Here is a 12,295-nt window from a genome sequence, read left to right on the forward strand (position 1 = left end):
CGGTTGCAGCGCTCACCACTCTGGAAACCTGCAGGTCCTGTCGCTACCCTCCGCGCATGATTTCCACGGTTGTCTGGGGTACCGGCAACGTCGGCCGCTTGGCCATCCGCGCCGTCGAGGCCCATCCCGCGCTGAAGCTCACCGCCGTCATCGTCCACAATCCAGCCAAGGTCGGCCGCGACGCGGGCGAACTCGGCGAACTCGACCACCCGTTGGGGGTCGCCGCCACCGACGACATCGAGGCGGTCCTGGCCGCCCGTCCGCAGGCCGTGGTGTACGCGGCCTCCGGGGACGTCCGCCCCGACGACGCCCTCGCCGACATCACCCGGGCCGTCCGCTCCGGCGCCGTGGTCGTCAGCCCCGCCCTCTACCCGCTCTACGACCACCGCAACGCCCCGCCCGAGTTCCGCGACCCGGTCCTGGCCGCCGTCACGGAGGGCGGCGGCTCGCTCTTCGCCTCGGGCGTCGACCCCGGCTGGGGCAACGACGTGCTCCCGCTGCTGCTCAGTGGCCTGGGCACCACCGTCGACGTCATCCGCTGCCAGGAGATATTCGACTACTCCACCTACGACCAGCCCGACTCCGTGCGCTACCTCGTAGGCATGGGCCAGCCCATGGACTACCAGCCGATGATGCTCCTGCCCTCCGTGCCGACCATGGTGTGGGGCGGGCAGATACGGATGATGGCCCGGGCGCTGGGCGTCGAACTGGACGAGATCCGCGAGACCTTGGACCGGCGCCCGCTCGACACCACCGTCACGACCCGGACGATGGGCGAGTTCGAGGCCGGCACCCAGGGCGCCATCCGCTTCGAGGTGCAGGGCGTCGTGGGCGGCGAGCCCCGCATCGTCATCGAGCACGTCACCCGCATCCACTCCTCCTGCGCACCGGACTGGCCGATGCCGCCCGACGGGGGCGACGGCGCCCACCGGGTCGTCATCGAGGGCCGCCCCCGCATCGAGGTCACCATCGAGGCCACCGACGAGGGCGAGAACCGCTCCGCGGGAGGCAACGCCACCGCCGTCGGACGCCTGGTGGGCGCGATCGACTGGCTCGTCGGGGCGGAACCCGGCCTCTACGACGCCCTCGACGTCCCGCTGCGCCCCGCCGTCGGCAAACTCGGAAGGAAGACGACATGAGGATCGACATCCCCGAAGGCCAGCACCCGATCGAGTACGTGTGGGGAGACATGGTCCCCGGCATCGGCATGGCCGCCGCCAACTTCTCCCTGTCGGTGTACGCCCACACCACCCTGGGGCTGCGCGAGTTCGAGGCCGCCCGGCTGCGCGTCGCGCAGATCAACGGGTGCGTCTTCTGCCTCGACTGGCGCACCGAACGGGAGGGGGAGAAGGTCGAGGAGGAGTTCTCCGAGGCGGTCACCGAGTGGCGCACCACCGGGGCGTTCGACGAGCGCACCCGGCTGGCGGCGGAGTACGCCGAGCGGTACACCCTCGACCACCACGGCCTGGACGAGGAGTTCTGGGACCGGATGACCGCGCACTACAGCCAGCTCGAGATCGTGGAGCTGACGATGAGCATCGGGTCCTGGCTGGCCTTCGGCCGCCTCAACCACGTCCTCGGCCTCGACAGCGTCTGCATGCTGCCGGGCCACTGACCTGGCCCCGACACGGGCGCGGGGCCGGCACACGGGTCCGCGGGACCGGCACACGGGTCCGGGGCCGATCGGTACGCCCGATCGGCCCCGGTCTCCGCGCGTCCGGCCCCCGCTAGAGGTCGGTGGCGATGATCTTCTCGATGTTCCGCTCGGCGAGCGCCGTGATGGTGACGAACGGGTTGACGGTGGTGTTGCCGGGGATCAGCGCGCCGTCGATCACGTACAGGCCGCTGTAGCCGTGCAGCCGCCCGTAGTTGTCGGTGGCCTTGTCCAGTACCGCGCCGCCGAGGGGGTGGTAGGTGAGGTGGTCGCCCCAGATCTTGTTGGTGCCGAAGAGATCGGTCCGGTAGATCGTCCCCTCCTTCTTGTTGATCTTGTCGAAGATGGACTTTGCCATGTCGATGGACGGCTGCTTCCACGCCGTCTGCCAGTTCAGGTCGACCTTGCCCGCCGCCGCGTTCCAGGAGAACTGGGCCCGGTGCGGGTTCTTGGTGATGGACAGGTAGAAGGAGGCGTAGGTCTCGATCCCCGTCGGCAGCGGGGCCACCTCGGCGAAGGCGCCGCCCGCGTCCCAGTTGTCGATGCCGCCGCAGGGGATGGAGGCCTGGACCTTGCCGGTGGCGTCCCACATGTGGTTCGCGCGGCCGCACATGACATTGCCGTTGTCGCCCCAGCCCTTGCCGATCTCGTCGTTCAGGGCGGGGAGCACCCCGGTGGCCTTCAGCTTGACGAGCAGCTTGCTGGTGCCGACGCTGCCCGCGGCGAAGAACACCCGGGCCGAGGTCACGGTCTTGGTGGCCACCACTGCGCCCTCGGTGTTGAGCTGGTTGATGCTCACCGTGTAGCCGCCGCCGGCCGCCGGGGCCACCGAGGTGACCTGGTGCAGCGGGGAGATGGTGACCTTGCCGGTGGCCTTGGCCGCCGCGATGTAGGTCTGCTGGAGCGACTTCTTGCCGTAGTTGTTGCCGTAGAGGATCTCCCCGCTGACCGCGGACTTGGGGACCGTGCCGGCTGCCTCCTGCTTCATGTAGTCCCAGTCGTACACGTCCGGCACGAAGACGAAGGGGAAGCCGGAGCGCTGGGCGTGCTTGCGGCCCACGCGGGCGTACTGGTAGCAGTCCACGGTGTCGAACCAGGCCGGGTCGATCAGGCCGACCCCGAGGCCGGCGTTGGCCCGGGGGTAGTAGGTGTCGTACATCTCGTCCGCGTTGACCGAGGGCAGTACGGAGCTGAAGTTCTGCCGCTTGGGCGTGACCGCCATGCCGCCGTTGACGAGCGAGCCGCCGCCGACCCCGCGGCCCTGGTAGACGATGATCCCGCCCATTTCCTCGGCGTCGAGGATGCCCGTGTACTTCGGGACGTTCTTGTCGATCGGGAAGCCGAGGAAGTTGCTGAGCGGCGCCTTGGTCTTGGTGCGCAGCCAGTAGGAGCGGTAGTCCGGGTTGGTCGTGTGGGCGAAGATCTTCCCGTCGCTGCCCGGGGTGTCCCAGGCCATGCCCATCTCGATCATGTGCACGTCGACGCCGGCCTGGGCCAGGCGCAGGGCCGCCACGGATCCTCCGTAGCCGGTGCCGATCACCAGGACCGGTACCTGGGCACCGTTGCCGATCGCGGCGGTCGGGCCCGCGGCGGCCGCACGAGCCTGGGACGCGGTGATCTGACCGGCCAGGACCACGGACCCCAGGATAGAACTTGTTCTAGCGATGAATCCACGACGGGAAAGCCCATTGGAACCACGCCTGGGCACGCCATTCTCGCTCATGTGACGTTCCTCACTCTAGGCTGAATGGGAACGAGTTCTACTGCCGCCCGCTTGTGAAGTCACTACATACCTCTAGGTAACTTCGTAACTTTCGGCCGATCACGTCACAGGAACGGCGGGTTCCCGGCGCCGTACCCGGCCAAGGACCAGCACCGATGCGACCGCCGCGAAGGCGCACCAGGCGAAGGCGAATTCCGGCCTCCACGGCGCCGCGCAGATCACCGCGCCCGCGGCCGTCAACGGGTCCCGGTCCTAGGAGCCGGACCCGGACCCGGACCCGTGCGGGCCTGCGGCGGCCGGGGGCTGCGGCCGTGACTGCGGGGGTTCGAGCGGCGGCGCGGTCACCGCGCAGTGCGTCCGGCACTCCGGGTGGCAGCCTCCGGGCGCCGGGGTGCGTACGGTCGCCCAGGCCACGGCGGCGCCGACCACCAGGATGCCCGCGCACCAGGGCATGGCCCGTCCGAAGGCGGCGTCGAACTGCTCCGCCGAGCGGTACGCCTCCGGCCCCATCCCGGCCAGCAGCGGCAGCGCCGCCACCGCGAGGAGCCCGGCCGCCCGGGCCACGGCGTTGTTGACGCCACTGGCCAGACCCGCCCGCCCGGGGTCCACCGCGGCCAGGACGGCCGAGGTCAGCGGAGCCACCAGGACCACCATGCCCGTGCCCATCACCAGCAGCGCGGGCAGCACGTCCCGTACGTACGAGGCCTGCGGCCCCACCCGCAGCATGAGCAGCATCGCGGCCGCGCACAGCAGCGGCCCCACGGTGAGCGGGATGCGCGGCCCGATCCGCTCCCCGAGCTCCCCGGACCGGGCCGAGAGCAGCAGCATCAGCGCGGTGGTCGGCAGCAGCGCGGCCCCGGCCTGCAGGGCCGAGTACCCGGAGACCACCTGGAGCTGGAGGACGACCAGGAAGAAGAATCCGCCGAAGGCCGCGTAGACGCACAGGGTGACCAGGTTGACGGCCGTGAACTGGCGCGAGGCGAAGATCTCCGGCGGCACCATCGGATCGGCCCGTCTGCGCTCCACCCACACGAACAGCACGCCCAGCACGACACCGCCCACCGATGCCGCCACCACCAGCGCGGTGGCGGACCGGGCCTCGATCAGGGCGTAGGTGAGCAGGGCCAGCGACGAGGCGCCGAGCGCCGCGCCGAGCACGTCGAACCGCCCGTGGGCCTGCGGGTCCCGCGATTCCGGCACGTGCCGCAGCGCCGCCGGTACGCAGACCGCAGCCAGCGGCACGTTCAGCAGGAACACCCAGCGCCAGCCGGGTCCGTCCACCAGCCAGCCGCCGAGGAACGGCCCCACGGCAGCGCCCACCCCGCCCAGACCGGACCACAGTCCCACCGCCCGGGCCCGGTCCTCGGGGTGGATGGAGGCCTGGATCAGAGCGAGGGAGCCGGGGGTGAGCAGGGCGCCGCCCACGCCCTGGAGGGCCCGGGCGCCGATCAGGACCCCGGCGTTCGGCGCGATCCCGCACAGCAGGGAGCCGACGGCGAACCAGATCACGCCGAGGACGAAGATCCGGCGGCGCCCGAACCGGTCGCCGAGCGCGCCGCCGACCAGGATCAGCCCGGCCAGGGTCAGCAGATAGGCGTTGACCGTCCACTGCAGGACGGCCAGGTCGGCGCCGAGGTCCTCGCCGATGCGGGGGAGGGCGACGTTGACCACGGTGGAGTCCAGCAGCGCCATGGCCGAGCCGAGCACCGTGGTCAGTACGATCCACCGCCCCCGCGCCGTACCGAGCCGGACCCCGGCCCCGGGGCCGGACGCGGGTCCGCCGGGCGTCGCGGTCATGCCTTCAGGCTCACCCGCCCGGCCGGGTCCAGCCACCCGGCGGCGGCCCCGGCAGCTCGGCTCATTAGGCCCTCTTGTAATGCGCATGACGCCTCCTTCACCATGACCCGCGCACGTCACGCACGCCCTTTCCGCACAACCTGCACACGGCGTCCGAGGAGACAACACGTGGCACAACGCAACAGACGACCCTTACGCGCGGCGCTCGCCGCCCTGACCTCGGTCCTGCTCCTGCCGGTCGGGGCGGGCGTCGCCGCCGCCGCGCCGGAACCCGGCCCCACCCCGAGTGCGGCCGAGCGCAAGATCGAACCCGAGCTCCGCACCCAGCTCGACGCCTCCGCGAAGGCCGTCTTCTGGGTCTATCTCGACAGCGCCGCCGACCTGACCGCCGCGGGGAAGCAGCAGACCCGCGCCGCCAAGGCAGAAACGGTTCTGCGGGTGAAGAAGGACCACGCCGCGCGCAGCCAGGCCGAGGTCGTCAAGGCCCTGCAGGGCGCCGGAGCCGAGTACACCTCGTACTGGATCGTGAACGCGGTCCGCGTGGTCGGCAGCGAAAAACTGGCCGGTGCCCTGGCCCGGCGTCCCGAGGTCTCCCGGATCGACGCCGACGACAAGGTCACCCTCCCCAAGCCCGCCGAAGGCAGCCGGGAGAAGGCCGCCGCCGACGCCGTCGAGTGGAACATCGACCGGATCAAGGCCCCCCAGGTGTGGGACCAGCTCGGTGTCCGCGGTGAGGGCATCGTCGTCGCCAACATCGACAGCGGCGTGGACTACACCCACCCGGCCGTCAACGGCCAGTACCGCGGCAAGAACGCGGACGGCTCGTACGACCACAACTACAACTGGTTCGACCCGGCGGGAGTCTGCGACACCGCGGCGCCCTGCGACAACAACGACCACGGAACCCACACGATGGGCACCATGGTCGGGGACGACGGAGGCGCCAACAAGATCGGCGTGGCCCCCGGCGCCAAGTGGATCGCCGCGAAGGGCTGCGAGTCCAACTCCTGCTCCGAGGCCTCCCTGCTCGCCTCCGGCCAGTGGATCGTCGCCCCGACCGACGTGAACGGCCAGAACCCGCGTCCCGACCTGGCCCCGCACATCGTCAACAACTCCTGGGGCGGCTCGGGCGGCGACACCTGGTACCAGGAGATCGTCAACACCTGGCGCGCCGCGGGCATCTTCCCCGCCTTCTCCAACGGCAACTCCGGCCCGGGCTGCTCCACCAGCGGCTCGCCCGGCGACTACGCGAGCTCCTACAGCTCCGGCGCCTTCGACATCAACAACGCGATCGCGTCCTTCTCCTCGCGCGGCGCGGGACCCGGCGGCATCGTCAAGCCCAACATCGCCGCCCCGGGCGTGAACGTCCGCTCCTCCGTCCCCGGCGGCGGGTACGAGGCCTTCTCCGGCACCTCCATGGCCTCGCCGCACACCGCGGCCGCCGTGGCCCTGCTCTGGTCCGCGGCACCCGCCCTCGAAGGCGACCTCGCGCAGACCGAGTCCCTGCTGGACGGCACCGCGCTCGACACCGACAGCAGCCAGTGCGGCGGCACCCCCGCCGACAACAACGTCTTCGGCGAGGGCCGGCTCGACGTGCTCGCCGCGGTGAACGCCGCCCCGCGCGGCGCCATCGGCGCCCTCGGCGGCACGGTCCGCTCCGGCACCGGCGAACCCGTCGCCGGAGCCCGCATCACCGCCGACGGCCCGATCGACCGCACGACCACCACGGCCGCCGACGGCAGCTACAGCTTCGCCTCCCTCTCGGTGGGCGACTACGCCCTGACCGCGGCCAAGTTCGGCTACGGACAGCAGACGGCCACGGCGACGGTCACCGAGAACGCCACCGCCACCGGTGACTTCACCCTCACCCAGGCCGCCTCCGGCAAGCTCACCGGCACGGTCTCCTCGGCCGCCGGACCCGCCGCGGGCGCTGCCGTCACGATCGCGGACACCCCGGTCACCGCGACCACCGACGCCCAGGGCCGCTTCGAGGTCACCCTGCCGCACGGCACGTACGACGTGAACGCCACCCACGCCTCCCGCTGCGTCACCGGCGGCACGGCGAAGGCCACCGTCGCGGGCGACACCACCGTCGCCGTGAACCTCCCCGAGCGCACCGACGGCTACGGCTACGCCTGCGCCGCATCGGGCGACCGCCCGTACGCAGCCGGCACCAAGCAGCTCGCGCTGACCGGCGACAACACCACCGAACGCGCCGACCTGCCCTTCCCGCTGCCGCTGTACGGAAAGACGTACGGCCAGGCCTGGATCGGCACGAACGGCACGGTCAGCTTCGGCGGCAACAACACCGGTGACATCAACGGGGACATCCCGAGCACGGCCACGCCCAACGCGGCCCTCTACCCGTTCTGGGACGACCTCGTCGTCGGCGCGGCGGGCAGCGGCTCCGGTGTCTTCACCGCCGTCACCGGCACCGCCCCGCACCGCAGTTACGTCATCGAATGGCGCGAGGTGTCCCACTGGTCGGCGCAGTCGGAGAAGTTCTCCTTCTCCGCGGCGATCGGCGAGGACGGCACCGTGACCTACTCCTACAAGGGCACGGGCGGCACCGGCATCAAGGGCGGCTCCACGGCCACGGTCGGCGTGGAGAACGCGGCCGGCACCGACGCCTTCAAGTACTCCTTCAACACCGCGGTCATCTCGGACGGCCTGTCCATCGCCTTCCGCACCACCCGCAGCGGTGTGGTGGCGGGCCGCGTCCTCGACGCCAACGACGGCAACGGCGTCGCGGGCGCCACCGTCACTGTGGGCACCGGCGACTCCGCGGTGTCGGCGACCACGGCGGCGGACGGCGGATACGTCGTCCAGAGCCCCTCGGGCTCGCGGGCCGTCTCCCTCGCCGCGCCGCAGTACGAGCCGGCCCAGGCGACGGTCGAGGTCAAGGCCGCCGACGTCACCTCGGTGACGCAGTCGCTGCGCACCGGCAAGGTCACGGCGTCCAAGCCGTCCGTGGAGGTCGTCCTCGGGGCGGACCAGAAGCGCACCCGCACCCTGGACCTGACCAACCCGGGCCTCGGCACGGACTTCACGGTCACCGAGGACGCGGCCTGGCTGACGGCCACACCCGGCACGGGCACCCTCCCCACCGGCGGCAAGGCCCCGATCGGCCTCGCCGTGGACACGACGGGCCTGGCCCCGGGCACGGTCCTCACCGCGGACCTGAAGATCACCTCGGCGAGCGGCCGGACCCCGGTCCTCACCGTCCCCGTCAAGGTCGTCGTACCGCGCTACCAGGCCGCCCTGGACGCGGGCTCCGACTACGCGGGCACGGACGCCGCGGGCGACAGCTGGTCCCCGGACCGCAAGTACACCCCGGGCTCCTACGGCTACCAGGGGAACGCCTCCGTACAGTCCACCGGCCGCACGATCGCCGGCACGGACGACCAGCGGCTGTTCCGCAACGCCCGTGAAGGCATGTACGAGTACCGCTTCGACAACGTCCCGAACGGTACTTACACGGTGGAGCTGGGCTTCGCGGAGCTCTCCTCGACCAAGCCGAACAAGCGCGTCTTCGACGTCCTCGCCGAGGGCACGCAGGTCCTGCCCTCCCTGGACATCTCCCTGGAGGCGGGCACGTACACGGCCCTGACCCGCACGTACACGGTCACGGTCACGGACGGGGTCCTCAACGTCCGCTTCGTCACCCACAGCGGATTCGGCAAGCCCCTGCTGAACACCTTGCGGGTCACCGACCGCCCCGACAAGGGCTGACCACCACCCGGGGGGCGGACACCACCGCCCCCCGGGTGCCCGGCCCCGTACGGGGACCGGCATACGGGTGGTGCGCGGCGGGCCGCGCGGGATACGGGGCGGGGGAGCCGGGGCCGGGTGGCTAGCGTGGGTGACCATGACCCTGCTGAGCGGCCAGGCCGAGGACATCCGGGCGCTCGTGGCCCGCGCCGACCCCGGGGCGGCCTGGGCCGTGGGCGGTCCCGAAGGCGCCCGTGCACGATCGGGCGTCCCGGACGCGGACGCCGATCTCGACGTCGGCGCCCTGGCAGCCGCCCTCGCGCTCTGGCCCGTGCTGGGCAGCCTCGTCGGGGAAGGCGCGCTGCACCTGCACACGCCGCTGACCGCCTACGGGCACGAGGCGCCCGCCGGGACCACCGCCCACCACCTGCTCACCCACACCGACGGGGCCGCCACCACGGCCCTCACCGGCCTCGCCGAGCACCTCGGCGGCGGCCCCCTCGCCGGCCTCGCCGCCGCCCGCGTCTGGCACCCCCTCGGGATGACCGGCACCCGCTTCGACGAGGTCACCCTGCGCGCACCCCTGGCCGACCTGGTCCGCTTCCTGTGCCACGTCGTCGCCGCGGAGGGCGCCGTGCGCGCCTGGACCGCCGAGTCCCTGCGCATCCGCACCGGGGAGCTCACCCCCGCCCGCGGCCTGCTCTGGCACCCCGCCCCCTACGGCGTCTGGGTCCACCCGGCGCCCGCCCCGTCCGGCCCGGCCCTGTGGGTCTGCCCGCGCCGCGGCCGCTGGGCCGTCCTGCTCCCCACCGCGGACCGGTCCGCAGACGACCGGTCCGCAGACGACCGGCCCGCGGACGACCGGCCCGCGCCCCTGCGTACCGCCTTCCGTGACGCGGTGTTCGCCCCGTCCGGCCCCGTACGGCCGGACGGCGGCGCGCAGCCGGCCGGGTCCGGCACCCACCCGTAGCACTCGGAGCGCGCGCCCCGCGGGAGCGACGTACGGTGATGCCGATGTCGCCGAGCGTTGTCGTTCCCGCTGCGGAGGTAGACGGATGCGTACGGTCCAAGGGGTCGCCCTCGAAGGGCTCCGAGCCCGGGTACGGGCCCTCGGAGCGGAACCCGGGCTGCGGACGTCCGTACGGGAATCCGTACCGCGCGCCGCCGCCCTCGTCCTCGGCCTCGTGCCCGCACGCACCAGGCCGCGCCCCGGCACCGCCCGCGCCTCCGCCGCCGTACTGGGTGCCCTGCGCGCCCGCCGCGGCGACGCGCCCGTGCTCGTCCGGGCCCGGTCCGGGCGGACCGTGCTCGTCCTGCTCGCCCCCGAGGACCTGGACCGCTTCTACGCCGAACCCCTGAGCGTCCTCGAAACCGGAGCACAGCCCCCCGGCCTCGGCTGCCCGCACGCCGGTGACGGCCGGGAGCAACGGCAGACCCATGCGGAGGTCCTCGCCGCCGGGATCGCCGTACACCCCGCCTGCGGCACCTTCCTGGCGGCCGTCGCCGAGGAGGCCCGCCACCTCACCGGATCCGGCAGCCTCGAACTCGCCCGCGCCCGTCACGCCATGGGCCGCGCCGCCCGCCGCATCGTCCTCGGAGACGCGGCCGCCGACGACGTGGAACTCTCGGACTGGCTCGCCCGCTCCCGGCCCAAGAACCGGGCGAGGGCCGCGCGGCGCATCCGGGAGTACGCCCGCCGGGCCGGGCCGAGCACCCTCCTCGGGCGGGCCGCCCAGCAGGCGGCCCCCGCCGCCGTCGGGGACCCCTTCGGCCAGGCCCGCCAGTGGCTGCTCGCCCTGGACTCCCTCCCGGCCACCCTGCTGCGCACCCTGCTCCTGCTCGGCGCGCACCCCGCAGAGCAGGACGCGGCCGCCGCCGAGGCGGCCGGGGCCGCGGCCCGCGGTGAACTGCCCCGGCTGCGGGCCTGCGTACGGGAGACCCTGCGGCTGTACCCGGTGGTGCCCGACCTGGTGCGGACCACCCGGGCCGAGACGGAGTGGCGGGGCGTGCGCTATCCGGCCGGCACCTCCGTCCTGCTGCCCGCCGCGTTCCACCAGCGCGACCCCGAACGGGTACCGGCCGCGCACGTGTTCGTACCGGGCCGGTGGAAGAGCCCCGACGCCGACCAGGACATCCGGATGGCGCCCTTCGGCCACGGCGGCGGCCGGTGCCCCGGCGACCAGCTCGGCCTGCTGGTCACGGCCGCGTTCTGCGCCGAGGTCCTGCGCGGCCACCGCGTCGGGGCGTCCCGGCCGGCCGTGGACCCCGTGGGCCCGCTGCCCACGACGCTCGACCCGCACGGCATCCGGCTCACCCTCATCCGCCGCTGACCACTGACCGCTGACCGCGGGCCCCGCCGGGGCCGCCGCACCGCTTCCCCCGACCCCTGCCGACCACGCGAGGACCCCATGCCCGACGCCGCCACCGCCGCGTCCACCCCCGCGTCCACCGACGCGGACACCGAGCTGCTCGCCGACCTGTGCCGTGAACTCGCCGAGGCCGCCGACGCGGTCGGCGAGGCCGCCCGCTACGCCTCCGGGCTGGCCTTCGGCCCCCGGCTGCCCGCGACCGCACTGGCCCGCGGCGGCCGCCGCCGACAGGGCTGGCACACCCTGCTGCGCACCCTCACCGACCCGGCGGGCCTCGGCTGGGCCCCGCGCGGCCGGGGCGCGGCCCGGGCCGGGAGGCTCGCCGGGATGCTGACGGGCCGTGAGAGCCTCGCGGTCACCGTGGCCGTCTGCGGGCTGCGCGCACGCCTGCGGGCGGTCAGCGCGGCCCGCCCCGACCTGCGGACGGATCCCGGTGCGGCGGCGGTCCTGGAAGCGGTGGAAGGGGGCCGCCAGGCGGAGGCCGCCCGGCTGTTCCGGAGCATCATGCGCGAGCGGGGCGCCGGGCCCGCCTTCTCCCTGCTCACCCCGGCCTTCGCCGACATCCTGGCCTGGCACGCCCTGACCGACGCGAACCCCTTCAACGACCACGCGGGCTGGCAGGTCGCCACCGGGCGGGCGGTGCCCCCGGAGCCGCTGCTCGGGCTGGGCGCGGCCTTCCGGGCCTTCTGCGACCGGGGCCCCGGACTGTCCGAGGGACAGTCACCCCCGCCCGCGTCCCGGCCGCCGCACCCCTGCCCGCATCCGTACCCGCGTCCGCAGGCCCACGCGGGACCGGTCCAGGGGCCGGTACCGGAACGTCCCGGCAGTCTGCGCGGCCACGCGGCGGCGCTGCGCTCCCACGCCCGGCGGCTGCGCGCTGCCGCGGACGCGCCCGCCTGGCGGGACCCGGGCGCCGGCGTACTGTGCGCAGAGGTCACGGTCCTGGCATGCCGGTGCGCCACCGCGGCGGACGGATTCGCCCTGGCGGCGGCGCAGCTCGGCGAGGCACCCCGCAAGCGCTGAACGCGGTTCCCGGGACCG

9 protein-coding genes are annotated in these 12,295 nt (G+C 73.6%); 6 read left to right on the forward strand and 3 right to left on the reverse strand.

Annotation, left to right across the window (positions count from 1 at the left end; translation table 11 throughout):
• Positions 1-56 precede the first annotated feature (56 nt).
• Both IO30_RS0106635 and IO30_RS0106640 read left to right on the forward strand, forming a co-directional pair.
• Positions 57-1,139: an NAD(P)H-dependent amine dehydrogenase family protein gene (locus tag IO30_RS0106635; protein ID WP_031140245.1), complete on the forward strand. Its 1,083-nt coding sequence runs from the start codon at positions 57-59 to the stop codon at positions 1,137-1,139.
• On the forward strand, positions 1,136-1,615 hold the full coding sequence (locus IO30_RS0106640) for a carboxymuconolactone decarboxylase family protein (RefSeq protein WP_031140247.1): 480 nt from the start codon (positions 1,136-1,138) through the stop codon (positions 1,613-1,615). Before IO30_RS0106635 ends, IO30_RS0106640 begins: the two co-directional genes overlap by 4 nt.
• A 112-nt stretch (positions 1,616-1,727) precedes the next feature.
• Here IO30_RS0106640 and IO30_RS0106645 read toward each other — a convergent pair whose 3' ends face one another.
• From IO30_RS0106645 to IO30_RS0106650, 3 genes are all read right to left on the reverse strand, one after another.
• Positions 1,728-3,377, reverse strand: coding sequence for a GMC oxidoreductase (locus tag IO30_RS0106645; RefSeq protein WP_031140249.1), 1,650 nt, complete (start codon positions 3,375-3,377; stop codon positions 1,728-1,730).
• A 99-nt stretch (positions 3,378-3,476) separates the two neighbouring features.
• Complete coding sequence (locus tag IO30_RS47830; protein ID WP_324617532.1) at positions 3,477-3,599, reverse strand: DUF6629 family protein; 123 nt, start codon at positions 3,597-3,599, stop codon at positions 3,477-3,479.
• Positions 3,600-3,629: 30 nt separating this feature from the next.
• Entirely contained in the window at positions 3,630-5,174 is a 1,545-nt protein-coding gene (locus IO30_RS0106650; RefSeq protein ID WP_051859003.1) for an MFS transporter, read from the reverse strand.
• A 168-nt stretch (positions 5,175-5,342) separates the two neighbouring features.
• Here IO30_RS0106650 and IO30_RS0106655 point away from each other — a divergent pair, with 168 nt between their 5' ends.
• From IO30_RS0106655 to IO30_RS0106670, 4 genes are all read left to right on the forward strand, one after another.
• Positions 5,343-8,906 carry a S8 family serine peptidase gene (locus IO30_RS0106655; RefSeq protein WP_031140253.1) on the forward strand — a complete coding sequence of 1,188 codons (3,564 nt, stop codon included), beginning with the start codon at positions 5,343-5,345 and terminating at the stop codon, positions 8,904-8,906.
• Positions 8,907-9,042: 136 nt separating this feature from the next.
• On the forward strand, positions 9,043-9,855 hold the full coding sequence (locus tag IO30_RS0106660) for a hypothetical protein (RefSeq protein WP_031140254.1): 813 nt from the start codon (positions 9,043-9,045) through the stop codon (positions 9,853-9,855).
• An 85-nt stretch (positions 9,856-9,940) separates the two neighbouring features.
• Positions 9,941-11,215, forward strand: a complete 1,275-nt coding sequence (locus IO30_RS0106665; protein ID WP_031140255.1) for a cytochrome P450 — start codon at positions 9,941-9,943, stop codon at positions 11,213-11,215.
• A 78-nt stretch (positions 11,216-11,293) separates the two neighbouring features.
• A complete protein-coding gene (locus tag IO30_RS0106670) occupies positions 11,294-12,277 on the forward strand; it encodes a hypothetical protein (protein WP_051859002.1) in 984 nt (327 codons plus the stop codon).
• Positions 12,278-12,295 lie beyond the last annotated feature (18 nt).

The organism is Streptomyces xanthophaeus (assembly GCF_000725805.1).
In the GTDB taxonomy this organism is placed as follows: domain Bacteria; phylum Actinomycetota; class Actinomycetes; order Streptomycetales; family Streptomycetaceae; genus Streptomyces; species Streptomyces xanthophaeus.